Source organism: Gilliamella sp. B3022 (assembly GCF_028751545.1).
GTDB lineage: Bacteria > Pseudomonadota > Gammaproteobacteria > Enterobacterales > Orbaceae > Gilliamella.
This window is the reverse complement of the sequence record NZ_CP071867.1, coordinates 921,262-946,270: the sequence shown is the minus strand read 5'-3', so window position 1 is coordinate 946,270 and position 25,009 is coordinate 921,262. Positions and strand designations below refer to the sequence as shown.

The 25,009-nt window shown below is 33.5% G+C and carries 27 protein-coding genes and 1 pseudogene; 12 read left to right on the top strand and 16 right to left on the bottom strand.

What is annotated here, in order from left to right; translation table 11 throughout:
• The first annotated feature begins 58 nt into the window (after nucleotides 1–58).
• The 4 genes and pseudogenes from J4T76_RS04195 (at nucleotide 59) to J4T76_RS04180 (ending at nucleotide 2,826) form a co-directional block, all read left to right on the top strand.
• Entirely contained in the window at nucleotides 59–832 is a 774-nt protein-coding gene (locus J4T76_RS04195; protein WP_267355850.1) for a DeoR/GlpR family DNA-binding transcription regulator, read from the top strand.
• Between the two features lie 720 nt (nucleotides 833–1,552).
• Complete coding sequence (locus J4T76_RS04190; RefSeq protein ID WP_267355848.1) at nucleotides 1,553–1,774, top strand: hypothetical protein; 222 nt, start codon at nucleotides 1,553–1,555, stop codon at nucleotides 1,772–1,774.
• A gap of 152 nt (nucleotides 1,775–1,926) precedes the next feature.
• A pseudogene (gene kbaY / locus J4T76_RS04185) lies at nucleotides 1,927–2,106 on the top strand (tagatose-bisphosphate aldolase subunit KbaY); the annotation flags it as partial.
• Between the two features lie 387 nt (nucleotides 2,107–2,493).
• Nucleotides 2,494–2,826 (top strand): HAD-IA family hydrolase, encoded by a 333-nt coding sequence (locus J4T76_RS04180; RefSeq protein WP_267345478.1) that lies wholly within the window; start codon nucleotides 2,494–2,496, stop codon nucleotides 2,824–2,826.
• 246 nt (nucleotides 2,827–3,072) lie between these two features.
• Here J4T76_RS04180 and agp read toward each other — a convergent pair whose 3' ends face one another.
• The 14 genes from agp to J4T76_RS04115 form a co-directional block, all read right to left on the bottom strand.
• On the bottom strand, nucleotides 3,073–4,320 hold the full coding sequence (agp, locus tag J4T76_RS04175; RefSeq protein ID WP_267345477.1) for a bifunctional glucose-1-phosphatase/inositol phosphatase: 1,248 nt from the start codon (nucleotides 4,318–4,320) through the stop codon (nucleotides 3,073–3,075).
• Nucleotides 4,321–4,389: 69 nt separating this feature from the next.
• Nucleotides 4,390–4,866, bottom strand: a complete 477-nt coding sequence (locus J4T76_RS04170; RefSeq protein ID WP_443135232.1) for a hypothetical protein — start codon at nucleotides 4,864–4,866, stop codon at nucleotides 4,390–4,392.
• Nucleotides 4,867–5,248: 382 nt separating this feature from the next.
• Nucleotides 5,249–5,380 (bottom strand): hypothetical protein, encoded by a 132-nt coding sequence (locus J4T76_RS11840; protein WP_416380241.1) that lies wholly within the window; start codon nucleotides 5,378–5,380, stop codon nucleotides 5,249–5,251.
• A gap of 186 nt (nucleotides 5,381–5,566) precedes the next feature.
• Entirely contained in the window at nucleotides 5,567–5,851 is a 285-nt protein-coding gene (locus tag J4T76_RS04165) for a hypothetical protein (protein WP_267340306.1), read from the bottom strand.
• Nucleotides 5,848–5,970, bottom strand: a complete 123-nt coding sequence (locus J4T76_RS04160; protein WP_267340307.1) for a hypothetical protein — start codon at nucleotides 5,968–5,970, stop codon at nucleotides 5,848–5,850. Before J4T76_RS04160 ends, J4T76_RS04165 begins: the two co-directional genes overlap by 4 nt.
• Before the next feature lie 85 nt (nucleotides 5,971–6,055).
• The gene (gene agaF / locus J4T76_RS04155; protein ID WP_267340309.1) at nucleotides 6,056–6,493 is read right to left on the bottom strand and encodes a PTS galactosamine/N-acetylgalactosamine transporter subunit IIA; all 438 of its coding nucleotides are present in this window, start codon (nucleotides 6,491–6,493) and stop codon (nucleotides 6,056–6,058) included.
• Between the two features lie 9 nt (nucleotides 6,494–6,502).
• Nucleotides 6,503–7,399, bottom strand: a complete 897-nt coding sequence (locus J4T76_RS04150; RefSeq protein ID WP_267345476.1) for a PTS system mannose/fructose/sorbose family transporter subunit IID — start codon at nucleotides 7,397–7,399, stop codon at nucleotides 6,503–6,505.
• On the bottom strand, nucleotides 7,389–8,171 hold the full coding sequence (agaW, locus tag J4T76_RS04145; RefSeq protein ID WP_267345475.1) for a PTS N-acetylgalactosamine transporter subunit IIC: 783 nt from the start codon (nucleotides 8,169–8,171) through the stop codon (nucleotides 7,389–7,391). Before agaW ends, J4T76_RS04150 begins: the two co-directional genes overlap by 11 nt.
• A gap of 20 nt (nucleotides 8,172–8,191) precedes the next feature.
• Nucleotides 8,192–8,674, bottom strand: coding sequence for a PTS N-acetylgalactosamine transporter subunit IIB (gene agaV / locus J4T76_RS04140; RefSeq protein WP_267340314.1), 483 nt, complete (start codon nucleotides 8,672–8,674; stop codon nucleotides 8,192–8,194).
• Nucleotides 8,675–8,711: 37 nt separating this feature from the next.
• Nucleotides 8,712–9,881: an SIS domain-containing protein gene (locus J4T76_RS04135; RefSeq protein WP_267340315.1), complete on the bottom strand. Its 1,170-nt coding sequence runs from the start codon at nucleotides 9,879–9,881 to the stop codon at nucleotides 8,712–8,714.
• A gap of 48 nt (nucleotides 9,882–9,929) precedes the next feature.
• Nucleotides 9,930–10,712, bottom strand: a complete 783-nt coding sequence (gene agaR / locus J4T76_RS04130) for a transcriptional repressor AgaR (RefSeq protein WP_267345471.1) — start codon at nucleotides 10,710–10,712, stop codon at nucleotides 9,930–9,932.
• Between the two features lie 403 nt (nucleotides 10,713–11,115).
• Nucleotides 11,116–12,282, bottom strand: coding sequence for an ABC transporter permease (locus tag J4T76_RS04125; RefSeq protein WP_267354629.1), 1,167 nt, complete (start codon nucleotides 12,280–12,282; stop codon nucleotides 11,116–11,118).
• Nucleotides 12,282–13,394, bottom strand: a complete 1,113-nt coding sequence (locus J4T76_RS04120) for an HlyD family secretion protein (protein WP_267340319.1) — start codon at nucleotides 13,392–13,394, stop codon at nucleotides 12,282–12,284. Before J4T76_RS04120 ends, J4T76_RS04125 begins: the two co-directional genes overlap by 1 nt.
• A 73-nt stretch (nucleotides 13,395–13,467) precedes the next feature.
• Nucleotides 13,468–13,968: a MarR family winged helix-turn-helix transcriptional regulator gene (locus J4T76_RS04115; protein WP_267340321.1), complete on the bottom strand. Its 501-nt coding sequence runs from the start codon at nucleotides 13,966–13,968 to the stop codon at nucleotides 13,468–13,470.
• A 305-nt stretch (nucleotides 13,969–14,273) separates the two neighbouring features.
• Between J4T76_RS04115 and nirB the strand changes: the two genes are divergently transcribed.
• From nirB to cysG, 4 genes are read left to right on the top strand one after another with little or no spacing between them, the layout of a single operon-like run.
• Complete coding sequence (gene nirB / locus J4T76_RS04110) at nucleotides 14,274–16,799, top strand: nitrite reductase large subunit NirB (RefSeq protein WP_267345470.1); 2,526 nt, start codon at nucleotides 14,274–14,276, stop codon at nucleotides 16,797–16,799.
• Between the two features lies 1 nt (nucleotide 16,800).
• On the top strand, nucleotides 16,801–17,133 hold the full coding sequence (gene nirD, locus J4T76_RS04105; RefSeq protein WP_267340323.1) for a nitrite reductase small subunit NirD: 333 nt from the start codon (nucleotides 16,801–16,803) through the stop codon (nucleotides 17,131–17,133).
• 25 nt (nucleotides 17,134–17,158) lie between these two features.
• A complete protein-coding gene (nirC, locus tag J4T76_RS04100; protein WP_267340324.1) occupies nucleotides 17,159–17,926 on the top strand; it encodes a nitrite transporter NirC in 768 nt (255 codons plus the stop codon).
• Between the two features lie 38 nt (nucleotides 17,927–17,964).
• Nucleotides 17,965–19,338: a siroheme synthase CysG gene (gene cysG, locus J4T76_RS04095; RefSeq protein WP_267340325.1), complete on the top strand. Its 1,374-nt coding sequence runs from the start codon at nucleotides 17,965–17,967 to the stop codon at nucleotides 19,336–19,338.
• Between the two features lie 144 nt (nucleotides 19,339–19,482).
• Here cysG and narL read toward each other — a convergent pair whose 3' ends face one another.
• Together narL and narX are read right to left on the bottom strand one after the other, a co-directional pair.
• On the bottom strand, nucleotides 19,483–20,136 hold the full coding sequence (gene narL / locus J4T76_RS04090; protein ID WP_267345466.1) for a two-component system response regulator NarL: 654 nt from the start codon (nucleotides 20,134–20,136) through the stop codon (nucleotides 19,483–19,485).
• Nucleotides 20,137–20,139: 3 nt separating this feature from the next.
• Nucleotides 20,140–21,948, bottom strand: coding sequence for a nitrate/nitrite two-component system sensor histidine kinase NarX (gene narX / locus J4T76_RS04085; RefSeq protein ID WP_267340329.1), 1,809 nt, complete (start codon nucleotides 21,946–21,948; stop codon nucleotides 20,140–20,142).
• 227 nt (nucleotides 21,949–22,175) lie between these two features.
• Between narX and rplU the strand changes: the two genes are divergently transcribed.
• The 4 genes from rplU (at nucleotide 22,176) to cgtA (ending at nucleotide 24,971) form a co-directional block, all read left to right on the top strand.
• Complete coding sequence (gene rplU, locus J4T76_RS04080; RefSeq protein WP_025314436.1) at nucleotides 22,176–22,484, top strand: 50S ribosomal protein L21; 309 nt, start codon at nucleotides 22,176–22,178, stop codon at nucleotides 22,482–22,484.
• A gap of 15 nt (nucleotides 22,485–22,499) precedes the next feature.
• Nucleotides 22,500–22,760 (top strand): 50S ribosomal protein L27, encoded by a 261-nt coding sequence (gene rpmA / locus J4T76_RS04075; protein ID WP_025314437.1) that lies wholly within the window; start codon nucleotides 22,500–22,502, stop codon nucleotides 22,758–22,760.
• A gap of 86 nt (nucleotides 22,761–22,846) precedes the next feature.
• Entirely contained in the window at nucleotides 22,847–23,824 is a 978-nt protein-coding gene (locus J4T76_RS04070) for a DMT family transporter (protein WP_267340332.1), read from the top strand.
• On the top strand, nucleotides 23,811–24,971 hold the full coding sequence (gene cgtA, locus J4T76_RS04065) for an Obg family GTPase CgtA (protein ID WP_267340333.1): 1,161 nt from the start codon (nucleotides 23,811–23,813) through the stop codon (nucleotides 24,969–24,971). Before J4T76_RS04070 ends, cgtA begins: the two co-directional genes overlap by 14 nt.
• The last annotated feature ends 38 nt before the right edge of the window (nucleotides 24,972–25,009 follow it).

The window sequence follows — 25,009 nt, the reverse complement described above, 5'->3', positions numbered from 1 at the left end:
TTATCTTTTGATTTTGTTTGTTATACACTGCTTAATAATTTTCGAAAAAGGAAATATTATGAATGCAAGTGAAAGACGTCAACAGATAATTGAACTTCTCAATATGCAAGCAACGGTATTAGTAAGCGACTTATCGGAACAATATGAGGTTTCAGAAGTCACAATTAGAACAGATCTTCGATTATTAGAAAAACAAGGTGAGCTAACACGATTTCATGGTGGCGCAACAAAAATCATCAATCATAGCGATATAAAGTCTTTTAAAGAGTTGCAGTTAGAAGAACGGTATCAACGATTTATTGAAGATAAAAAACGAATTGCAATTGAAGCAGTCAAACATGTTAAACAAGGCGATACTATTATTTTAGATAGTGGTAGTACCACCATGTTGATAGCCGAAGAGCTGGTTAAATTAAAAAATATTACTGTTATAACAAATAGTCTTACCTCAGCTTTTATACTCTCTGATAATAGCGACATAATGATATTTATGTGTGGTGGGACACTTAGGCATAAAACCCGATCTTTTCATGGAAAAATTGCTGAGCAATCGTTAGAGGGCATTTCTGCTGATATTTTATTTGTTGGTGCAGATGGTATAGATGCAAAAAGAGGAATAACAACTTTTAATGAAGGGTACACAACCAGCAGTGTGATGGCTAATACCGCAAAAAAGGTGATTGCAGTACTAGATTCATCTAAGTTTGGAAGAAATGGCATCAATGTAGTTTTACCACTGAATAAGCTTAATACTATTATTACAGATATCAATGTTGATAGTAAATATAAGCAAGAATTTAGAAAACAAGGTGTTAGCTTAATCGCTGTTTAATATTTTTGTTGATAATTGGAAACCAGATTAAAGTAGACTTAATGGATCTAAATTTTTTAAAGATAACGAATTTCAGTTTATTTATTTAAGTATTGTTTGCATACTTACTTAAAATGAATCTTATCTAAAAAGTTGATCATTTAAAATGGTTGTTCCTCCCAACAATATTAATTTGTAGGTGAGAATATGATATTAACAATTACGATGAATCCATCGGTGAACTTATCATACCCATTAAATAAATTTATCATTAATGATATTAATCGGGTATCTAATGTAAAAAAGACGGCTAGCGGTAAAGGACTTAATGTTACCAGAGAAATTAAATTTTCAAATATATCCAAATATAATTAGGTAAAGATAACATTGATTATGATTGTTATATTACAAAGCAGAAATCAAGAAACTGTATTGCAATCTTATATGTAGGAAACCAAAACGAAATTTTAGAATCGGGTCCAGAATTCGATATACAGGAAGCTAATCTTTTTTAAAACACTATCAAACGTTGCTTGAAAAATCAGACCTTGTGACCATTTCAGGTTCATTATTTCAGGATTTTTCCATCGATTTTTATGTAAGTTTAATTGAATAAGCTGCTAAATATCAGATTCTTGTTTTGCTTGTTTTTCTAAAAAAATGTTTCATGCATCGCTCATTTCAAAACATAAACCCTATTGAATAAAACTCAATAAAGAAGAATAAAAACAAATTATTCAAATGGATATTGATGATAGTAATAATAATACATTAACAAAAGCACTTAGTCATTCTTTGTTAGAGGGTATTCCTTTCATGATTATTTTGATAGGTAAAAAAGAGGCGTTTGCTTGTTGTTATAACCAATTTTATCAAGTCACAATTCTTAGAATTAACGTAGTTAATACCGTTGGTTCAGGTGATGATGTCATATTATCTGGTTTTGCAGTAAGTTTACATTAAAATGAATCAATAGATGATATGTTGAAACGTGCTATAACGATGGATATGTTAAATACAATGGAATCACAGAAAGGGTTTTCAACATGAGTAATTATGTTCAATAAGTTAAATTTAAAAAATATATAAATCATAAGGTTAATTAGGAATAAATTATGTATCTTATTTCCACATCAAGAGAAGTTAAAAAGCTCAGCGAGAACAATATGCTGTGCCCGCTTTTAATATACACAACCTACCTTGAGACGATTCAAGTTGTAATTGATGCAGCAACACCCGCCACTTATCACTATGCTGGTACGCAGTATTTAATCAATATTTGTAAAAATGCAGCGTAAATTCATCATTTTCCATTTGTGTTACATTTAGATCATCATATTCTGACATTTTAAAACAAGAATTTAAAATTTATCCCGATACTAATGATCTAAGGCATTATATGCAATCGGCTAAATCAGCTATGAAAAAATTGTAAAAGATAAGATTCGTATTTGTGGTAGTGCTGGGAAATTGTAGTACGCAAACAAAGGGTATTTGTTTTAGATGGGATATTAGTCAATTCATTACCAGCAGTTGAGCGTTGCTGGTTAGTATTAGCTTATCGTCATAAATTTAATCATTCATATGTATTAGAAACTATTCATGGTCGTAAAGCTATCGATAACATAAAATTATTCTTGCCTAATAAATAAGAAAGTTTTATCAAGTAAGAGTATCGTTGGATGGAACAATTAGAGGCTCAAGATGTGAAAGATATTAACCACAAATATCTGGCGCTAGTTATTTCTTACGCCAATTATTTTCACTTAATATTCCTTGGGAATTGTAACCTCAGGTTCAAAAAAGTTGCTGATCCTCGTTTTGGCTTTCTTAATGTAGCTAAACCAAAAGTTTTTATTACCTGTGAAATGGTGATTAATACTAAGCCAGATCCTGATGGTTATTTACAAGAAGCAAATTTACTCGGATTACCTTCTGATAAGTGTATTGTTTTTGAAGATTCTAAAGTGGGGATTGAATCTGCATTTAATGGCATTGTCAAATTATTAGTGTAAACTCTACTAATTCACTTGGTGATAATTGTATGGTAGATATTTATTCTTTTGGCGAGCGTTTAATTAAAAAATTAAACATGAATGATTTTGTAATATTGAAAAGTAATTTATAAAATATAATTGATAAAGTTATCTATTGCTTTATGTGAGTAACCTTTGTATCCGAAAATATTGTTGTCACATAATTGTTGATAATACATTCAATTTTACTTAATTTGAATATATTATCAACGGATTTAGACATTATTAATTTATATTGCTTATGAATTTTTTAAAGATTGAAAACGAACAAAAACCCATTGTGTCAATTGGACAATTTTCCATTGCTAATGTTACTTTATGGGGTGGATTATTACGATTTAATTGAGTTAGATTTCGGATTTGATCGGTTGATTGATAAAAATATTCAATTTTCATCAATGTTTTACCACTATAATTATCTCGCCATTTTTGGAACACTATTTTGCCACCAATTGGCGTTTTTTCAAATTGATCCGGCAGTTTATAAGATTTAATTTTTAATGCTGATAATAATGATGCTACATTAGAATCATGGCCGACTAAAAGAGTAAATTTAGTATGATTATTTTCAGAGAAAGCTTGATTAATATAGTTAATTAAATTTGCGGCAACCTGTTTAGCAATAATAGGTGCGCCAAATAAAACTGAATTGTAATATTCTTTTATAGAAACTAATTGTTCAAATTTTTGATTGCTTTTGATCTTTCCCCAAGCAATATCTTGCAATGGTGCGCCTTCATAGTACTGTAAAATAAAGGCATCTGCGATTGATGTCCCAATTCGAAGTGGACCAGTTATGCCGGGCTCCTTACCTTTTTCAATAATAAATTGAGTTGGTAAATTGGTAAAATCACACTGTTTATCGGTCAAACAATTAGTTGATTGAGTATAATTTAGGATGTTAGACAGATCTTGATAAGTTTGATTCAGTTTTTGATTTAACCCTTCAATACCTTTTTCATTAGCTGTTTGGTTGATTGAAATGATTGCCATTTTTTTAAACTTAGGGTTATCATCACGAATTACAGGAAAAAATACGGGATCCATGGTACCTAATTTTTCCTTATGCATAATTGGGATAATACAACCTGGAAAAGCTCCAACCGTAAAGTACTGACCGGTAGCGATAGTACGTTGTAAACTGTTGGTGTAAATATACACTTCATGTTCACTTGGGCAGGTATTTCCAGTTAAAAGTTTATTATCAATAAACCATTCACTAAAGTAATGACCAAAATAACTTTCTAGTACCCCTCCTCGAGCAGTTAAATAACTTGCAGGTGTATCCCATTGTGGCCATTGATTTGGTGTAATTTTACCAAGTGTACTTGTTGGACTGGAAAGTGGCGCTCTTAAACCATGTCGGCTAAATACGATTACTTGTTCTAAGGTATACTTATCTAATGTTTCTATTGCTTGTACAGAGAAAGATAAAACAAAAGACAAAGCTAATATTATTTTTAATTTCCTCATAAAAAACCTCTTAATTCACTTTTAAAGAGATAATATCACCATAATATTTCTGTTATAAGTGGTCGGTGATCACTTACAATTTTTTTCAATTAGGTAGTGTGCTTTTACATTGTTAATATCCAAATTTTTGATAAAGGTATGATCGATTTCTACTTGTCTTTCTCCATCTTTATCCCACAAAGTTCTTGATGGAAATAAGATTTTATTTATCATTTTTTCTAATTGGTTCCAATGTGAAGTCAAATATTGAATGAGTGTGTTATCTTTACTATGATCAATGTTTGAATTCATGTATTTAGTCGGTGAACTGTTGGTTGGAGTGGTATTAAAATCGCCCGCCACTATTAGTGGTAATGTTGATGACTGAACATAGTCAATAATGGCTTTGGGTTGTAATGTCCTTTCTTCAAATGAGCGATAGAGATGTACTCCTATAACATTGAGATTTTTTCCATTAATATTTACTGTTGTCATCAAAGCAGTCTTTGGTTCTGAACCTTTTGGTAAAGAGATATTATATGAATCAATGATAGGGTAACGACTCATAATTCCTATGCCATATTGTCCACCATCATAATCGAAAAATGCATTAAATTTATAATACTTTAAGTGAACTAGTTTTACTATTTGAGCCAATTGATCAACATTGTTGGTTCGTTGGTTTTATCATCAACTTCTTACAATACAATAATATCAGCTCTTTCTGTGATGATTATATTGGCAATGCTTGCCGTGCTAATCCTTCCATCATGCTTTTCACTATGATGAGTATCAAATGACATAATTTTGATTAAGTCAGCATCAGTAATAGTACTTATACATTCTAATAATACTATAAAAGTGATGAAAATTGATTTGATAAACATTTTTATTCCTAAGAAAAGAACATCGTTGATTCTTACTTTGATGAAAAAATTTTTATGGATTTTTAAATCAAAATATCGTTAACATCTACTGATGTTCGATAAACAATCTTGCCATTTACTATAGTTGCCAATAGTTGATTATTCGCATTTAAAAGTACTAGATTAGCTTGTTTTCCTATGGCAATATCACCCAAGTAATGATCTATGCCTAATGCTTTTGCTGGATAAGAACTACCATGTTACCATGCTTGTTCAAATGAAATCTTCGCATAATTAGCAAGATTATTAACTCCACAATTTATTGTTAAAGTACTTCCCGCTAGCCCTCCATCTTTTGTACGTACAACATCATTTTGGAGATGTACTTTTAATTTGCCTAATTAATAATTACCATCAGACATCCCTGTTGCTCTCATTGCATTGCTAATTAATAGTAAGTTTTTGCCACAACATTTATAAGAGATATTAACTGCGGCAGGATGTACATGATGACCATCTATGATAATTTGAGTTTGGCAATTATCAATTGTTAGTGCTACACCAACTACAACTGGATTACGATGATGCAATCCTGACATGCCGTTATAACAGTGCACAACCCCACTGGCACCAGCAAGTAGTTCCGCTTTTGTTGTTTGATAGTCTGCATTAGTATGCCCAATCATGACTCTGATTGACTTTCTGTAACAGTCGTAGCTAAAAACGCACCAATACCATGTTGTACTAAGAAATGGCTCATTGTATTAAGTGCTTCATGTATTGCATCCATTATATCTGCGTTCATTACTCCATGAAAATGTGGGTATCTATTAATGCAGGTAAAATTTTGATATTGTATGAACAGACTTTATTTGCTTGCCTATATTTTTTCAAATTCCATCTGAATATTCCTTTTTATCAATTGATTTTCTGTGGTTTTCACTCCATAAGCTGGTTATGCTAGATTTACCAATATCTAATGCTCTCAGACGAAAATTTTCAGCATCTAATTCATCACGTTGTAATAACATTTCTAATAAAATTGGTAAATTTGTACCACTAATTATCTCAACATGATTAAATTGATAGTTTAACCGTGCGGCTAATTGAAATGGAGTGCCTCCTAAGATATCAGTAAAAAATATTACACCATCACCTTTATCACACTTTTTTAAGGCATCAGTGAGTTGTTGTTCTAGTATCTTAGTACTCATCCCATCTGGGAAGTTAATCGCAGTAAACTGTGCTTGTTTTCCAATGATTTGTACTACAGCTTCATAAAGACCAGTGGCAAAGCCACCATGACCTGTTAAAATAACACCTAACATAATCAACCTCTATAAGTAACCAACTAATTTACCAAATATGCCAATTACCACTGTTAAACCGATTAATTTTACAGGCGAGAAATTACGTTTCATTAAATAATAGACAAATAATGTAAATCCTAACGGTAATAAATTTGGCATGAGTTTATCTAATACGTCGGCTTGTAGAGCAATATGTGCTTTACCAGCATTGATCTCTAATGGTGTGGATAGATGTACATAAGAAGCCACTAATGCACCAATAACTGTCATACCGATGATTGATGCTGCATGTGAAATGCGTTTTGTATGAATTTTTAATAAAGGTAATGCGCTAGTACCAGCATGATAACCATAATGAGCAAGACCAAAACGTAATCCGAAATGGACTAAATTAAATATTAATAAAAATATTATTGGTCCCAAAAAACTACCTTCTAGTGCTAATGAAGCACCAATTCCAGCACAAATAGGTAACAATGTTAACCAAAATAGTGCATCTCCAATACCACCTAAAGGTCCCATTAAAGCAACTTTAATTGAACGTATTGTTGAAATATTTTCTTTACCTTTTTCCATTGCTAAAACTAAACCAGATAAAAAGGTAACATCAAACGGATGGACATTTATAAACTCCATGTGCATATGCATTGAGTTTTTTAAGTCATCTGAGTTTTTATGAATTTTACGTAGTGCAGGCAAAATAGTATAAAGCCAACCTCCAGCCTGCATACGTTCATAATTAAATGAGGCTTGTAAAGCTAAGGAACGAAATGCCATTCGATTAATGTCAACTTTAGTTAATGTTACATTTTGACTTTGATCAATATAAGTATCAGTTGATACTTTGCTTGTTGACAATGATTGTTCCATACGTTTTTCTGCTTTTGCTGCCATTTTGCTGTCATTTTCGTCATTAAATACCATTTTCCACCTCTACAGAACTTGCCTGTACTGATTTGTTATTATCGTTATTGACTTGGCTATCATTAAAGAAATCAATCATCGCTATTGCTAAAGCACCTAATGCAATTGCTAAAATTGGTAAGTTAAGGTATGTCACACTAAGAAAACCTAGAATGAAATAAGCAATATATGTTTTTTTCATCATAATTTTCATTAACATAGCAAAACCGATTGCGGGCATCATCCCACCAGCAATGCTCAATCCATCAAGTAACCATTGTGGTGATTTTTTTACTAAATCTGTTGCCATATCAGCGCCAAAGTAAATTGGTAAAAATGCGACAATAAAATAAAAGCAAAACAGGATAATCATGCCAAGATAATTGACACATTCAATACCTTTAAAATTAAGTTGATCAACATAGCGATCACATTTGTGCATCATTGGTGAATAGATGGTAAATAAGATAGTAATGCAACCTTGTACCGTTATAGCAAATGGTACGGCAATACCAATGGCAACTTTAGGATCGGCATGAGTTAAAATTGCAAAACTTGTACCAATTACTCCGCCAATGACAACATTAGGTGGTTGCGCTCCTGCTAATGGTACCATTCCCATCCAAACTAGCTCTAATGAACCTCCAACATATAACCCTGTTTTTATATCACCTAAGATCAATCCAACTAAAGGACCAATTACAATAGGTCTATGTAAATGAGTTAGCCCATCAAATAAATCTACACCAGCAATACCTGCTAGTAGTCCAATTAATATTGCATCGATTACCATAGTTTGCTCCCGTATTAGGATTAATCAAGTAGATCTATTATTTTTTGACCAGCTTCATCTGGCACACGGCGAATCTCACATTTTACACCTAATTTTTCAAGTTCTTTAAAAGCAGCTATATCTTCTTCATCAATAGATACTGTTTTATGAATTTGTTTTTTTCCTTCTGAAAAATGCATATTACCTACATTAACAAATTTGATTGGTACGCCTCCTTTAACGAGAGTTAAAACATCATGTGGTGTTTTACAAACAATAAATATTTTTTGTCGTTCGGCTGCTTTCCCAATAATGTCGATGGTTTTTTGTAAAGTGAAGTAACGGGTTTGTATTCTCTCTGCAATAACCATATCCATAAGATTTTGTTGTACAGGATCTTGTGCTGCATTATCATTAGCAACTAATAATAAATTAGCTCCAAGTGCATTGACCCAAGTCACCCCAACTTGACCATGAACTAAGCGATTATCAATGCGCGTCATAAGAATATTCGGAATGTTCATACGTTTTACATCCTTTGTTTTGTGATAATTGGATACCCTAAATTTGATTAAATGGGTAAATAGTAACGCCTTTTACTACTCGATTAACTTCACCTGTTGGACAAGGATTATCAGGTGTTAAACCATTATTTAATGATTTTTCAAATGCAAGCATTTGGGAAAAAATAAGGTATGGGAAGATGAGCCAGCAATCTGAATAATCTCCATTTACTGTAAGTATATTTTGTTTATTACTGCTACTTTTTCCGCATAATACAAACACATCGGTTGCGATATGGTCATTAATTAATTCATTAAATAAATCAGTATCATATTGATGTGTATAATGTTCATTAGTGAAGAAGCAAACAACTAAACTTTGTGAATTAATCATAAATTTAGGACCATGACGTAAACCTAAAATTGAATCAAATCGAGAAACTATTTTACCCGCTGTTAGTTCAAGAATTTTTAATGCAGACTCTTGAGCGACACCAATAAAACAGCTACTACCGATATAAATAACTCTTTCATGGTTTTTATGTGCTAATTGTTTAGTTATTTGCTGCCAACTTTCTATTTTTTGTTCACAGACACGAGCAATTTCCATTACAGCCTTATGTGCCATCACATGATCAATATTTCCTAAAAGGAGTAATGCTGCAAGCATCATACTACTAATACTTGAGGTCATAGCAAAACCTAAATCATGAGCTCCTTCTGGCATGACTAGTTGAAGAATACGATTTGATGAATTGTTAGATGTTGCATAATCGATTAAAGCACAGTTTGGGTTACATATTAAAAATAAGTGATAACAATCAGAAATTAATTGATCGGCTAATTTAACCGTTGCCACACTTTCAGGACTATTTCCCGAACGAGCAAATGACACCATTAACGTTTTTTTATTTGGTGAAAAATATTGTAGTGGGTCAGCAACAATTTCCGTTGTGCCATAGGCATGCACGTTTCGATGAGTATGCTCCCTTAACCACGGAGCAAGAGCAACACCACCAAAAGCCGATGATCCAGCTCCAGTCAAAATAATTTCTAAACTCGGATCAGACAGCAAAGGTTTTAAAAATGTTTGTAGTTGGGTTCTGTTTCGATCAATTAACTGTAGTAAATCACGCCAAATTTTAGGTTGTTGACAGATTTCTTTAGCAGTATGTTCTGCACCGTGCTTTTTAAGCCAATCTAGTGAATAATTTAAGTACTTTTGCATAATTTAGATCCTACCTTTGAGTGATCATTTGGTTAAAAATAAGATCATCTATATATCTGCAATTTCCACGTTAATACCTAATGAATGGAATTGCATTAAATGATCTTTGGAAATTTTTGAATCAGTCACTATTGTGTGAATAAGATGAATTTTTTCTATCGTGCAGAAACTTTTCCGACCAAACTTTGTTGAATCTGTTACTGCAATAATGTGTTCAGAAACTTGGCACATTGCTCTATTAACCGAAGCTTCACCAAAATTGGGAGTTGTAATACCTGCATTGAGATCAAATCCGTCAACACCTAAAAATAATTTATTAAAGTGGTACATCTTTAATTGTTGCTCAACGGTTGGACCTGAAATAGAGTAAGCCTTGTTTCTAATATTACCGCCAGCTATGATCACTTCTATATTTGTATTGATGGTTAATTCGTAAGCAATGTTAATCGCATTTGTAAAAACGATTAAATTCTGTTTTTTACCTAAATATGGCACCATTGCAGAGGTTGTTGAGCCTGAATCGAGAATAATTCTATCGCCATCATTTACCATATTGGCAGCTTTTTTAGCAATCTTATTTTTTATTATTGAATTTATGCGACTTTTATCAAATAAAGGTCTATCAAAAGCGAAAGTTTTATTTATCATTGCTCCCCCATAAGAACGTAATACGCAGCCTTTTTGCTCTAAGTGGCGAAGATCATTACGGATTGTGACGGTAGAAACATTAAAAAGTTTACTTAACTTATTTACTGATACGGTATTTTCTTTACCGAGTACATGAATAATTTTTTCTCGACGCTGTAAAGTGTTCATGATTTCATTAGTCATAAAGTTGTAACTTGTTAACCTTTCATTTTGTTATTAGATTTGAACATATGTAAGGGACTGAAAAATGATAAATAAGTCACAAAATGGATTTTGCTTAAAAAAAACAAAAAATCATTTCATTTGAAAATAAGTGAAAGAATGAAAATAAAATTATATTTCAGATAAATAATAATTATTATTCTTATTCAAATAGTTAACAAAAAAATAAATAATGATTAAAAATTTTTTGAATCAGAAATGAAAGTACGTAATTTCATTTTATAAAGTGATGTTTATCACAAATTTGGTAATTTGATTTAAAATAATACTCATTTTGGGCAGATTTAATGTAAAAATGATTAGAGGAAAAAATTAGTGTGAGAAAGTTATTGAAACCATTTTATAGTTTCAATAACTGGATTTTTTAATTCAATTCCGGCTGAGAAGTAGATTTTTTAACTTGGTTAAAAACTATCATTACCACAAATGCAATAACAGTTAAATAAATAATAAACATTCCATAAGTGGACAGCATATCAATGAGTGAACGCCCACGCATAGCGATATCTCGGAAAAAACGGAATAACCAAACTAAAGGAAAGGCGTGGCTAACATAATAAGCCCATATTGGCATAATACCAACAGCCATTGTTGATCCCCCCATAATAAAACCTGGAGGTACTAAAAATACCATTTTACTTGCACCTTCACCTGGATTATTTGTTTTCCAGGAGAGTAAAAAACCTAACCAACCAAATGCTAGCCCTGTCATAAATATACTAGGTACAAATACGAAATAATTACCATCAAAACGCAGTTGTCCAAATAAAACTAGTACTGCGGTAATCAATGTTAATCCGGTGGTATAAAACAATGCATAAGGTATTGTTCTTGCCAATAAAGCGACAAATCCTCTTTCTAAAACGGTATTCCACATGCCAGTAACTTTTAAACGACCTATAATCATCAATGATGTTAATCCATATGTTAAAGATGAGAAAAAGTAAACAAAATAGATGATGGTAGAAATCGTTGATGAACTTGCTGGGTTAAATAGATTACGAGATTTTAGCTGCATAGGTGATAAGGTTGCTTCGGTACCTTCTCGACCAAACCCTAATGAAGAAACTTTACCCACACTTAGTTCTGCACCTAATTCAGGTATATATTCGTTGAGATTTTGAAGTACTTTAGCATTTTGGGCTTCATTCGTATCATCAGCAAAGTAACCTAAACGAACAGTTTGATCCCCTTTTTTTAAACTCTTTTCTAACCCTTTAGGAATATATAACACTCCTAAATTACGGTCATGAGAAACTAAAGTTATAGGGTTAACCGGCGATCTGATTACTTCCGAAACTTCAATGTAAGAAGACGTATTTATTTTACTAATTAATTCAGTCGAATAATTAGAACCATCAAGGTCAATAACTGCAATTTTTCCTTCAAATACCGAACTATGGCTTAGTACTATAGAAAAAATAAGCGCAACAATAGCGGCTAACCCTATAGCAACCTTGTAATACGGGATAAAGTAGCCTGATAACATTGCATCAAGCTCTTCTTGAATAGATTTAATGATGTTTTGCATCATTGTTCAACCTCAAGTGTCATTCCGGTTAATAGTTTTGGAATGGATTCCATATATATTCTGACCTGATAAGACGTTAAATCGGCTTGACCTCGTTCTCGAGTCATGCGTAAATCAGCAAAAGATGGTGCTGCTGTAGCAAAACGAACCTTACCTTTTACTTTTTTATCCAAAGCAATCACATTTGCTTTAACAGTTGTACCTGGTTGGTAGTTATTAACCATTTTTTCATTCACGTAAATATCGATATATTTACGATCAGTTTCTAATAATACAGCGGGTGCGCCTGTTGGTGCCAATTCACCATCTTCAAACATCAGTTTTAAGACTTTACCATCTTCAGGTGCTTTTAACGTCAGTCGTTGATAATTAATTTGCAACTGTTTTAAATCAGCTTCGCCTTGAGCTAACTGTGCTTTAAGTTGTGCTAATTGATTTTGGCGATTTTTAAGCTTTTGTCTGGCAATTGTAATTGATTGTAGTGACATGCCAGTGGCATTTTGCGTTTTCTCAAATTGGCTGACTTGTTCTGATGTAGCACCAATCATTAATGTCGATAGCTGGCTTTCAATTTGGACAACTTGCATTTTTGCTCCAATAAAAGTATTACGAGCATTATCAAGTTGAGATTGTGAATTTCCACCTGTTTTACGTAATTGTGTTTGCCGATCAAACTCAGTGCTAGCTAAATTTCTAGCAGATTTTGCCGATTCTAAGCTTGCTTTTACTTCTTCTATTTTTCGCCAAGTAGATAGTTCAGAAAGATTGGTTTCATTTTCTGTGATTTCAATTGCAGCTTGTTCTTGATTGACCGCAGCTCTTTGACTATCAACCAATGCTTGTAATCGATCAATTGCTAATTTTGTATCGACGTCCTCTAATTGCATTAAAGGATCCCCTTTTTTAACCATTTGTGATTCTTCTACAAATCGCTTAATGACTTTACCTCCTACATTCTGAAAAGCCACATTAATTTCATCAGCCGTTAACACGCCTGATTTAATGCTTTTAGCAACCGTTACCGCATCATTTCGAGAGCCCAAAAAGATTAAAAACGATCCAACAAATAGGAGAAGTAAAAAGATAACCGGAATTTTGACATTTTTTTTCATATATAGCTTATTTTCCATTTATTTAGTCAGCTAAGTATTTAATTAAAAAGAACGACTTCAATTTTCATTGAAGTCAGTTATTTCGTAATAATTTACGTAACATAAGTATTAAAGATTCTTGTTCTTGCGAGTTTAGTACCTGTGCAAAAGTACGAATCGATTTAAGGTGATCGGGTAATGCATTTTGAATAAGTGTTATTCCAGCTTCTGTCAAAGTTATCAAACGTGAACGACCATCTTCCTCGTTTTTTGTCATGGATATTAATGGATTGGATGTGGTCAACATTCGCTTGACCATAACTGATACGGTTGCTGGAGTTACTCCTATACGTAGTGCAAGTTCGCCAGCACTGGTTTCACCTTCAGAATATAATGACATTAACAAAGCAAACTTACCTTCAGAAACGTCATAATCTTTAGTAAGTTGTGCATAAATATTTGAACGAATCAAATCAGCTGTTGTTATCAAACTTAAAACTAGGTCAATACCCGATACGTCGATAATATCATCATTAAATCTTTGTGCTCGTGCTAATGTCTCACGAGATGGAAGCTTTCTTAACTTGTAATTCAATTATCATTACTCAATTTATTTAGTCGGCTAATTATACTGGTTTAATCTTAATTGGCAATCATTTTTTATTTGATTTTTTTATATCTGTTAATGACTAATTAACAAGCCTGTTTTCAAAGGGGCTGTAACATTTTTAATTTTACTTAAATATAAAATATAAATAACATAATGTATTTAAATAATATTATTTGAGATTACTACTAAAGTAGTAACCCTTGAGAGTAATTATATTCCGTATAAAGTTTCATACAATGTGGATAGTATCAAAATTGATTATTTAAATTAGAATAAATTGGAGCTTTAGTATGAGTAAAACCAATCTCGTTATCATTGGTAATGGGATGGTTGGACATCATTTTGTCGAAGAAATTATCGACAAAATACAGTCTGATCAATTCAATATTACAATTTTTTGTCAAGAACCTAGAGTCGCTTATGATAGGGTACACCTTTCTTCTTACTTCTCTGGCTTTACTGCCGAAGAATTATCGCTTGTTCGTGATGGATTTTATGAAGAAAATCACATCAATGTTTTATTAAATGAAAGTGTGATTTTAATCAATCGTCAGCTTAAACAAGTGTATTCACAAACTGGGCGAATTGTTGAGTACGACAAGTTAGTGATAGCGACAGGTTCATATGCTTGGATTCCACCAATTAAAGGTGCTGATGGATCTGATTGTTTTGTTTATCGTACTATTGAAGATTTAGACGCTATTGCACAATGTGCTCGTCATTGCAAAACTGGGGCCGTAGTTGGAGGTGGTTTGCTTGGACTTGAAGCAGCCGGAGCGCTTAAAAATTTAGGTATAAAAACCCATGTAGTTGAGTTCGCCAACGTTTTAATGGCTGAACAGCTTGATGTGATGGGTGGTGAACAATTGCGCCATAAAATTGAAGAAATGGGGGTTAGTGTACATACCAGCAAAAACACCCAAGAAATTTTGCATACACCAAAAGGTAAAGTAATGAAATTTGTTGATGGTTCATCGCTAGAAATCGACTTTATCATTTTTTCTACTGGCATTCGTGCAAATGATCAGTTAGCGCGCGATTGTCAGTTAGACATTGGTGACCGTGGAGGCATTGTAATCAATGATTATTGTCAAACGTCCGATCCTGATATATATGCTATTGGCGAATGTGCATGTTGGCAAGGCAAAATTTTTGGTTTAGTGGCTCCTGGTTATAAAATGGCTCAAATTGCTGTTGCACATTTGCTTGGTGGCAGTGCCTCATTTGAGGGTGCTGATATGAGTGCTAAGCTAAAATTGATGGGCGTTGATGTTGGAAGTATTGGCGATGCCAAAGCTAAAGCTGTGGGTAACCGTAGTTATGTATATTTAGATGAAACTATCCCTGTTTACAAAAAATTAGTTGTATCTAATGATAATAAAAAATTATTGGGTGCTGTTTTAGTGGGAGATACGGCAGATTACAGTAATTTATTACAATTGATGCTCAATAACATGGATCTACCTGAACACCCTGATACTTTGATTTTGCCAGAATATACTGGTTCTAAACCAACAATGGGTGTCGATGCGTTGCCAAATTCAGCTCAAATCTGCTCTTGCTTTGATGTTACTAAAGAAAAAATCATTAATGCCATTAATGCAGGCTGCCATACTGTAGCTGCGATTAAAGCTCAAACTAAAGCTGGTACAGGTTGTGGAGGGTGTATACCTTTGGTTACACAAATTCTCAATACGGAATTAGCAAAACAAGGTATAGAAGTCAGTCATGCACTTTGTGAACATTTTAAATATTCTCGCCAAGAACTATATCATCTGATTAGAGTTGAAGGGCTGACAACATTTGAGCAGGTGATAAAAAAATATGGTATTGGTTATGGTTGTGAAATTTGCAAACCAACGATAGCTTCGTTATTAGCCTCATGTTGGAATGATTATATTTTGCGTCAAGATTTGATCCCTCTGCAAGATAGTAATGATATCTTTCTCGGTAATATTCAAAAAAATGGTACTTATTCAGTTATACCTCGTAGTGCAGGTGGAGAAATTACGCCTGAAGGACTGATCGCCGTCGGAAAGATAGCTAAAAAATATCATCTCTACTCTAAAATTACTGGTTCACAACGTATTGGTCTTTTTGGTGCGCAAAAAGATGATTTGCCGGCTATTTGGAAAGAGCTAATTGATGCTGGATTTGAAAGTGGTCATGCTTATGCTAAAGCCTTACGGATGGCAAAAACCTGTGTCGGTAGCACATGGTGTCGTTTTGGTGTAGGAGATAGCGTTAGTTTTGGCGTGGAGTTGGAAAATCGTTATAAAGGCATTCGTGCTCCCCATAAATTTAAATTAGGAGTATCAGGTTGTACTCGTGAATGTGCAGAGGCACAGAGTAAAGACATTGGTGTGATTGCTACTGAAAATGGGTGGAATCTATATGTCTGTGGTAATGGAGGAATGAAGCCTCGTCATGCTGATTTACTGGCGGCCGATTTAGATAAAGCTACATTAATTCAGTATCTCGATCGTTTTATTATGTTCTATATTCGTACCGCAGATAAATTACAACGTACGTCTGTTTGGCTTGAAAATATGGAAGGAGGTGTTGACTATTTACGTAGTGTGATTATTGATAACAAACTTGGTATTAATGATGACCTAGAAACAGAAATGACTCGTTTACGCAGTTTATTTGTATGTGAATGGAAGCAGACAATTGAACATCCGGAAAATCAATATCGATTTGCTCACTTTATCAATAGCAACAAACGAGATGAAAATGTTCAGTTTATTCCTGAGCGAAATCAACATCGCCCAGCAAGTTTACAAGAACGCTATGCAATATTTGAGGAGCAATAATATGACGGATTGGGTAACTGTTTGTAAAATAGATAATATACTGCCTGGAGCAGGTGTTTGTGCGTTAGTTGGAAGAACACATGTAGCGATCTTTCGACCTTACCATTCCAACAAACTTTATGCGATAAGTAACATTGACCCTTTTGCTCATGCTAGTGTGTTGTCACGTGGCATTATTGGTCAGCATGATGATGATTTATGGGTTGCTAGTCCACTAAAAAAACAACGTTTTCGATTAAAAGATGGCTATTGTTATGATGATGAAAATAATTGTATCCCTCACTATGAAGTGAAAGTGAATGATGATGGCTTTGTACAAGTAAAAGCGGATTAAATTTATTTAAAGGGAAAACTTTGTTATGTATAGCGATACTATCAATAAATGTGCCGCTAATGCGGCACGCATTGTTCAATTTGCAAAATTTAATCCATTCGGATTTTGGTTAAGTTCAGCTATGGCTGGCGCATATGTTGGGCTTGGTATTATTCTTATTTTTACGCTTGGTAATTTAATTGATCCTGCCTTAAGACCATTATTAATGGGGGCAACATTTGGGATTGCTTTAACGTTAGTCATAATTGCTGGTTCTGAATTATTTACGGGTCATACCATGTTTTTAACCTTTGGTGTGAAATGTAAAAGCATTACTCATAAACAGATGTGGTTTGTATTACCGCAAACTTGGTTAGGCAATTTGCTAGGTTCAATTTTTGTTTCATTAATTTACTTCTATGCTGCAACTCCTTTATTATCAACTGATACCAGTTTAGTACATGGTGCAGCGTTAGCTAAAACATCAGCGCCAGCTAGTGCTTTATTTTTTCGTGGTATTTTATGTAACTGGTTAGTATGTTTAGCTATTTGGATGGCAAATCGCGTTGAAGGATCTGCAAAATTTATTGCTATTTGGTGGTGTTTACTGGCTTTTATTGCTTGTGGTTATGAACATTCTGTTGCCAATATGACACTTTTTTCTTTATCTTGGTTTGGTAACCATGGTGATAATTACACATTAGCTGATATAGGTCATAATTTATTATGGGTTTCATTGGGTAATATTGTTTCTGGTGCTATTTTTATGGGGTTAGGATATTGGTATGCAACACCTAAATCAGAACGTCCTTAGTACCAATTACATAGTTAAAGTACAGGAATGACAGAGTTATGGATTATTTTCCTTTATTTTGTAAATTACAAAATCGTAATTGTTTGTTGGTTGGGGGGGGTGAAATTGCTGAACGAAAGGCTCGTTTGTTGCTTGAGGCTGGGGCTAATCTTACTGTTAATGCGGTCACTTTTAGCCAACAATTTTTGTGTTGGCAAGATCAAAAGCAATTAATTTTAGTTCAAGATGAATTTAGAGCTCAATTACTTGATGATAAATGGTTGGTTATTGCTGCTACTGACAATGACAAAACTAACCAACAAGTAAGTATTGAAGCCGAAAATCGACGTATTTTTTGTAATGTGGTTGATTCTCCTAAAAATGCTAGCTTCATTATGCCTTCAATTATCGACCGTTCACCAATTATGGTAGCGGTTTCATCTGCGGGTCATGCTCCCGTTTTAGCACGATTATTACGTGAAAAATTAGAGGCTATTTTACCACAACATTTAGGTAAATTAGCCAAATATGCTGGTTATTTACGTAATAAAGTCAAATTAAGTTATAAAACATTAACAGAACGTCGCCGATTTTGGGAAAAGTTATTTACCCATGATAGGTTAGCACAAGCTATTGCAAATAATGATTCAGAACGTATTGAATTATTAACTAGTGAATTATTTAATATGTCACTTGATGATCGCGGAGAAGTTGTTTTAGTTGGCGCAGGGCCAGGTGATGCTGGCTTATTAACATTAAAAGGACTACAGCAAATTCAACAAGCTGATATCATAGTTTATGATCGATTAGTATCAGATGAAATTATGAATCTTGTTCGTCGCGATGCTCAGCGTATTTTTGTTGGTAAACGGGTGGGATATCATTGTGTTTCACAAGAACAAATTAACCAAATCTTGTTAGAACAAGCTCAAAAAGGATTACGTGTAGTACGCTTAAAAGGGGGAGATCCTTTTATTTTTGGTCGTGGTGGAGAGGAACTTGAAACATTATTTAATGCTAATATCCCTTTCTCAGTAGTGCCCGGTATAACTGCTGCTTCTGGTTGTTCTGCATATAGTGGTATACCATTAACACATCGTGATTATGCACATAGCGTACGTTTGGTTACAGGGCATTTAAAAAATGGAGATCATTTGGATTGGCAGAGCTTAGCGGCGGAAAAACAAACTTTAGTTTTTTATATGGGGCTTTCTCAAGCGGAAAACATCCGGAATCAATTGATTAAACATGGTATGAATGCTCAAACACCTATTGCAATTGTCGAGGAGGGAACAAGTACTAAGCAAAGAGTCATTACTGGTTTATTGAACGATTTAGCGAATCTGGCTTTGCAAGCACGAAGTCCGAGTCTAGTTTTTATTGGGTCAGTGGTTGCACTGCGTGAAAAATTAAATTGGTTTTCTAATCATTAACTTTAATAGGCAAGTAAATGTTACCTGTTAGTCATATACTTGTCTGTTATTTATAGATTATTTTATTTTTAAAAACTGTAACGAATTGATTTTCAATAATTGTTGTTCTATATAAATTAAATCTATTTGTTTTCATTACTTGAGTTATTCCTTACTTTGTAAATACCATACTGTCATTTCCATGCGAGATTTGAAGTTAAGTTTTTTGAATATGCTTTTGATATGAACTTTTACTGTACTTTCGACAATATCTAAATCTTTGGCTATTAGTTTATTGGATAGTCCTTGCACTAATAGATGAAATATTTCATGCTCCCTAGGGGTGAGAAGGCTGACATCATGGATCGGTTTGGTTGTCGGTTCTTCGCCATGACGCATATAATTAAGAATAATATGCGAAATTGTATCATCCATTATTACTTTTCCAATTGAAATATCTTGTAACGCTTTGAGAAAATCTTCTGGTTCCATATCTTTTAATAGGTAACCATCAGCACCTATTTTAAGAGCCGTAATAATATCTTCTTTTGCATTTGATACGGTAAAAATAATGATACGACTTGAGATATTTTTTTCACGTAAATTTCGAAGAATATCTAAACCATTAACATCGTGTATATTAATATCAAGTAATATAATATCTGGATCAAGCTCTTCAGCCAGTTTTATTCCTTCTATTCCTGACCCTGTTTCATCAACTATTTCAAAATGATTGACGGTGTGGATTAATTGCTTTACACCATTTCGTAACATAGGGTGATCGTCAATAAGTAATATTGAACTTTTAATTTGTTCCATTGGTTAATCTTCTACTATTTTTAATGGAATGGCTTTCATAGCTTTAAATGTTACCACAATTTGTGTTCCTTTATTGGGTTTACTATCAATAATTAGATTACCATTTAATATCTCAATTCTATCTCGCATAATAATAAGACCATAATGGTGATCTTGTTTAATTTGATTTTGAAAGCCTATCCCATTGTCTTTTATATTTAGTGTAATAATTTGATTATTATCCATTTCTAATTTTATTATTACACAGGAAGCTTTTGCATGTTTATATACGTTATTCAGTGCTTCACGAATAAACTGTAATAAATGAAAAGCATATTTGCTATTAATGATATTTAAAGGCAATTGATATTCAAGTTGAATATTGAATTTTAATTTGTCATTAAACTCTTCTACTAACTCGATTAAGCTTGCATAAAATCCTGTTTGATTTAGACGTAAACGAAAAGAGGTAATTAACTCTCTTAGTTGAGAGTAAGTAACATTCACTTCTTTGCGCATAGTCGTGAGTAGATCAGCGCTGGTTGGTGAATTCAAGTCAGATTGCATCTGTAAGCAACTGAGATAAATTTTTAAACAAGATAGCGATTGGGCTATCGAATCATGAAGTTCGCGCGCCATTGCCGAACGCTCTTTCATTAACAAATATTGTTTTTGCTTTTCAATTTGTCTATCAAGCATAATTGCTGTGGTCATTTGTTCAATTAATCCAGTAATTAGATTTTCTTGCTCAATGCTTAATGTGATGTTAGATGGTTGAATAGCAAATAAAACGCCATATTTTTCACCATTTTCTTGAAGATACCAAAGGCGTTGAATCCCATTTTTTTGATAGATTTTTGAGGGAGTTAAACAAGCATTACATTTGGGATTAAGACAATAGGGTAATTTTTGTTGGTTATCATAACTGATTTGTTGATAATGTTCTGGATTATTAGATTCATAAAAACGAATTTGAAATTGAGTTAGGGGGACCAATTCTTCTAATTCTCGTAGTATTTTAAGAAAACGCTCACATAGTGGTTCTGAAGTATGCAGTTGCTTGGTTGCATAATATTGAAATAAAATAATTTGATTGGTCTTCTGTAATTCAGAAGTTTTTTCGGTAACGCGCTGTTCAAGTAATAAATATTGTGATTCAATTTGTTCTGACATTTTATTAAAAGCTAACCCAAGTAAATCAAATTCATTCTTTTTTTTCTGAATATTAAAACGTTCGCTGAAGTTATGCTTTGAAATGGCTTCTGCCATATCAATGAGTTTTTGCCATGGAACTAAAATGTAGCGGCGTAAATAGTAAATTTGGATAATTAAGGAAATTATAATGATGACAATAAATACTAATTGTAACTGAAAAATATAATGGATTTGCTTTTCCGTTTTTAGATCAATTTTGTGTACCAAGTTATTAGTGAGATCAACATAGTTATCTATATCATTTTTTACTTCATCACTTTTTTGGGCTTGTTGTATTTTTGGTACTATATTCCTCATCCACTCATATTTTAATTGGTTGAATTCATTGGTTAAGCCATAATGCTCAAATAGTTGTAAACATTGTTTTGAGGAAGATAAATCTACAAAAATATTAAGACGATTATGATCATTTTGGTGCACTGGAATAATTGTCAAAAGTTGATAACTCTTCATTCTAAGTAGCCCTAATTGATTAATCATATAAGCACTACCTTTAGTATCATTGGCGATTCTAATTGATAGTGATAGTGCTACTAATGCAATACTGCCTAAAATGAACATAAGTAGTGTTAAGCGACTAGTAATAGAGGCATTGTAGCCAACTTTTCTTCCTGACATATTGAAACTCTATAGGATTGCAAATATTTCAAATAAATAATAATTTATAATTATTGTAACGTGAAAACAGTATACCTCAGATCTTTTTTGTAACTTTTTGCGATCTTTTACTAAACAGCGCTTGCAACAAGAATAAATTTTGCGTAAAATTCACGCCCTATAAGATTAATCATACAGACATCTATGTTCAATCAAATAATCGTCTGTTTTTTATTGCGGAGTTAAGTATGTACGCAGTTTTCCAAAGTGGTGGTAAGCAACACCGAGTTAGCGAAGGACAAGTCGTTCGCTTGGAAAAAATTGAAGTCGAAACAGGTGCGGAAGTTGTTTTCGATAAAGTTTTAATGGTAGCAAATGGTGAAGACATCAAAGTTGGTGCTCCGTTTGTTGAAGGTGCAACAATTAAAGCAGAGATTGTTGAACATGGTCGCGGCGATAAAGTGAAGATTGTTAAATTCCGTCGTCGTAAACATTATCGTAAACAACAAGGTCACCGTCAGTGGTTTACTGATGTGAAGATCACTGCAATCGCTTAATAGGAGTATCGAACAATGGCACATAAGAAGGCAGGTGGTTCATCACGTAATGGTCGTGATTCCCAGAGTAAACGTTTAGGTGTTAAACGTTATGGTTCTCAAGAAGTTCTTGCTGGTAATATTCTAGTTCGTCAACGTGGAACTCAATTCCACCCAGGCACTAACGTAGGTTGTGGTCGTGATCATACTCTATTTGCCTTGATTGATGGACAAGTAAAATTTGAAGTTAAAGGGCCTAAAAACCGTCGTTATGTTAGTGTAATTGCTAACAGTTAATTAAAAACGGTTTGGAAGTTATAGAAGCCTCACAGTTATTGTGGGGCTTTTTTCATTTCTTGAAATTCTTATAAATTAGTTGCAATATGATAAAACAGCAAAATGTAAAATTAGGTTTTGCGTTGGCCATATTAACTGCGGTGATGTGGGGCGTTGTGCCGATTGCAATGAAATATGCGTTAGTCGTTATTGACCCATTAACTTTAGCATGGTCACGACTTTCTATTTCGGCAATTGGTATTACTATTTGGCTTGCATTTAAAAAACAATTTCCAAATTTAGCCATTTTTAAAAAACGTCGTCGTTTTATTTTGTTGATGGTTGCAGGTTTTGGTTTATTAGGTAATTTTGCATTATTTGCTACAGCAGTGCAGTATCTTAGTGCTACAACAGCTCAAGTTGTTGGTCAAATGGGTATTGTAATATTTATGATTTCAAGTGCATTTATTTTTAAAGAAAGGTTAAGAACAACGCAAATTATTGGTATAACAATATTGTTGATTGGATTAGGGCTATTTTTTAATAAAAATATTGTTGATCTTTTTGCTAATATGTCTACTTATGGCATTGGCGTATGGCTCGCTTTACTTGCTTCGGTTTCATGGGCAGGTTATGCGCTGGCTCAAAAAGTTTTATTGCAAAAATTACGTGCGGAACAGTTACTTTGGTTAATTTACCTTATTTGTGCTGTCTTTTTATGGCCTTTTGCATCACCGAGTATTATAGCTAATGCCGACGGTACACAATTGTTTGCTATCATATTTTGTGGTTTAAATACCATTATTGCTTATGGTGCATTAGTGATGGCCATGGAACGCTGGCAAGCAGCACAAGTTAGCGCTATAACAACTTTAACGCCATTATTTGCACTAATCTTTTCCGATTTGTTTGCGTTAATTTGGCCAGAAAAATTTGCTATGCAATATTTAAATATTTTAGGTTATATTGGTGCAATATCTGTTGTTGCAGGTGCTATGTTTGCAACTATTGGACACCATATTTGGCATCCAAGAAAAGGTTGGCTAATTAACCGGAAAAAGGGGAAGAATAATGAAATTTGTTGATGAAGCTTCAATCCGAGTAGAGGCCGGTGATGGTGGAAATGGTTGTGTGGGTTTTCGTCGAGAAAAATATATACCCAAAGGCGGTCCTGATGGTGGAGACGGCGGCGATGGAGGTGATGTATTTTTTATTGCCGATGAAAATTTAAACACATTGGTTGATTTTCAATTTGAAAAAAATTATCGCGCAGAACGCGGACAAAACGGTCAAGGTTCAGATTGTACAGGTAAACGAGGCAAAGATATTACTGTTAAAGTACCAGTAGGAACACGTATTACCGATAAATACACTGGTGAAATTATCGGTGATTTAACACACCACCAACAAAAAGTATTAGTTGCTAAAGGTGGATTCCATGGTTTGGGTAATGCCCGTTTTAAATCATCTGTAAACCGCGCGCCAAGACAAAAAACCGATGGAACTCCAGGTGAAAAGCGTGATGTGCTTTTGGAATTATTGTTACTTGCTGATGTGGGAATGTTAGGTTTACCAAATGCGGGTAAATCAACCTTTATTCGTTCAGTTTCTGCCGCTAAACCAAAAGTTGCTGATTATCCATTTACAACTTTAGTTCCAAGTTTGGGTGTAGTAAGAATGGATAATGAACAAAGTTTTGTTGTTGCTGACATTCCAGGTTTAATTGAAGGCGCATCAGATGGAGCCGGTCTTGGTATTCGTTTTTTAAAACATCTTGAACGTTGCCGTGTATTAGTTCATTTGGTTGATATTGCTCCCATAGATGGATCTGATCCTATTGAAAATGCAAAAGTAATCATCCAGGAATTACATCAGTATAGTGAAAAATTAGCCAATAAACCACGTTGGTTAGTATTTAATAAAATGGACGTGTTGGGTGCTGAAGAGAGTGCTAAACGTGCAGGAGAAATTGCTAAAGCACTTGATTGGCAAGACAAATTTTATGTTATTTCTGCAGTTAAACATGAAGGAGTAAAAGCTCTTTGTTGGGATTTGATGGAATACATGAATGCTCATCCGCGTGAAGCTGAACAAGAAGAATCATCAGCTGAAAAAGTAGAATTTATGTGGGATGATTATCACCAACAAGTAATAGATGAAGCTTTTGATGATGATTTTGATGATTGGGACGAAAGTGATGAAGAGGGTATTGAATTCATTTATCAAAAATAAGAAAGTTTGTACTCTATTCTACATTCTATCAAATTTAG

Excerpts from the sequence above, each read along its gene's own strand:
- J4T76_RS04195 (WP_267355850.1), top strand. The coding sequence starts at position 59 with ATGAATGCAAGTGAAAGACGTCAACAGATAATTGAACTTCTCAATATG.
- J4T76_RS04190 (WP_267355848.1), top strand. The coding sequence starts at position 1,553 with ATGGATATTGATGATAGTAATAATAATACATTAACAAAAGCACTTAGT.
- J4T76_RS04180 (WP_267345478.1), top strand. The coding sequence starts at position 2,494 with ATGGAACAATTAGAGGCTCAAGATGTGAAAGATATTAACCACAAATAT.
- agp (WP_267345477.1), bottom strand. The coding sequence starts at position 4,320 with ATGAGGAAATTAAAAATAATATTAGCTTTGTCTTTTGTTTTATCTTTC.
- J4T76_RS04170 (WP_443135232.1), bottom strand. The coding sequence starts at position 4,866 with ATGAGTCGTTACCCTATCATTGATTCATATAATATCTCTTTACCAAAA.
- J4T76_RS04165 (WP_267340306.1), bottom strand. The coding sequence starts at position 5,851 with ATGATTGGGCATACTAATGCAGACTATCAAACAACAAAAGCGGAACTA.
- J4T76_RS04160 (WP_267340307.1), bottom strand. The coding sequence starts at position 5,970 with ATGAACGCAGATATAATGGATGCAATACATGAAGCACTTAATACAATG.
- agaF (WP_267340309.1), bottom strand. The coding sequence starts at position 6,493 with ATGTTAGGTGTTATTTTAACAGGTCATGGTGGCTTTGCCACTGGTCTT.
- J4T76_RS04150 (WP_267345476.1), bottom strand. The coding sequence starts at position 7,399 with ATGGTATTTAATGACGAAAATGACAGCAAAATGGCAGCAAAAGCAGAA.
- agaW (WP_267345475.1), bottom strand. The coding sequence starts at position 8,171 with ATGGTAATCGATGCAATATTAATTGGACTACTAGCAGGTATTGCTGGT.
- agaV (WP_267340314.1), bottom strand. The coding sequence starts at position 8,674 with ATGAACATTCCGAATATTCTTATGACGCGCATTGATAATCGCTTAGTT.
- J4T76_RS04135 (WP_267340315.1), bottom strand. The coding sequence starts at position 9,881 with ATGCAAAAGTACTTAAATTATTCACTAGATTGGCTTAAAAAGCACGGT.
- agaR (WP_267345471.1), bottom strand. The coding sequence starts at position 10,712 with ATGACTAATGAAATCATGAACACTTTACAGCGTCGAGAAAAAATTATT.
- J4T76_RS04125 (WP_267354629.1), bottom strand. The coding sequence starts at position 12,282 with ATGCAAAACATCATTAAATCTATTCAAGAAGAGCTTGATGCAATGTTA.
- J4T76_RS04120 (WP_267340319.1), bottom strand. The coding sequence starts at position 13,394 with ATGAAAAAAAATGTCAAAATTCCGGTTATCTTTTTACTTCTCCTATTT.
- nirB (WP_267345470.1), top strand. The coding sequence starts at position 14,274 with ATGAGTAAAACCAATCTCGTTATCATTGGTAATGGGATGGTTGGACAT.
- nirD (WP_267340323.1), top strand. The coding sequence starts at position 16,801 with ATGACGGATTGGGTAACTGTTTGTAAAATAGATAATATACTGCCTGGA.
- nirC (WP_267340324.1), top strand. The coding sequence starts at position 17,159 with ATGTATAGCGATACTATCAATAAATGTGCCGCTAATGCGGCACGCATT.
- cysG (WP_267340325.1), top strand. The coding sequence starts at position 17,965 with ATGGATTATTTTCCTTTATTTTGTAAATTACAAAATCGTAATTGTTTG.
- narL (WP_267345466.1), bottom strand. The coding sequence starts at position 20,136 with ATGGAACAAATTAAAAGTTCAATATTACTTATTGACGATCACCCTATG.
- narX (WP_267340329.1), bottom strand. The coding sequence starts at position 21,948 with ATGTCAGGAAGAAAAGTTGGCTACAATGCCTCTATTACTAGTCGCTTA.
- rplU (WP_025314436.1), top strand. The coding sequence starts at position 22,176 with ATGTACGCAGTTTTCCAAAGTGGTGGTAAGCAACACCGAGTTAGCGAA.
- rpmA (WP_025314437.1), top strand. The coding sequence starts at position 22,500 with ATGGCACATAAGAAGGCAGGTGGTTCATCACGTAATGGTCGTGATTCC.
- J4T76_RS04070 (WP_267340332.1), top strand. The coding sequence starts at position 22,847 with ATGATAAAACAGCAAAATGTAAAATTAGGTTTTGCGTTGGCCATATTA.
- cgtA (WP_267340333.1), top strand. The coding sequence starts at position 23,811 with ATGAAATTTGTTGATGAAGCTTCAATCCGAGTAGAGGCCGGTGATGGT.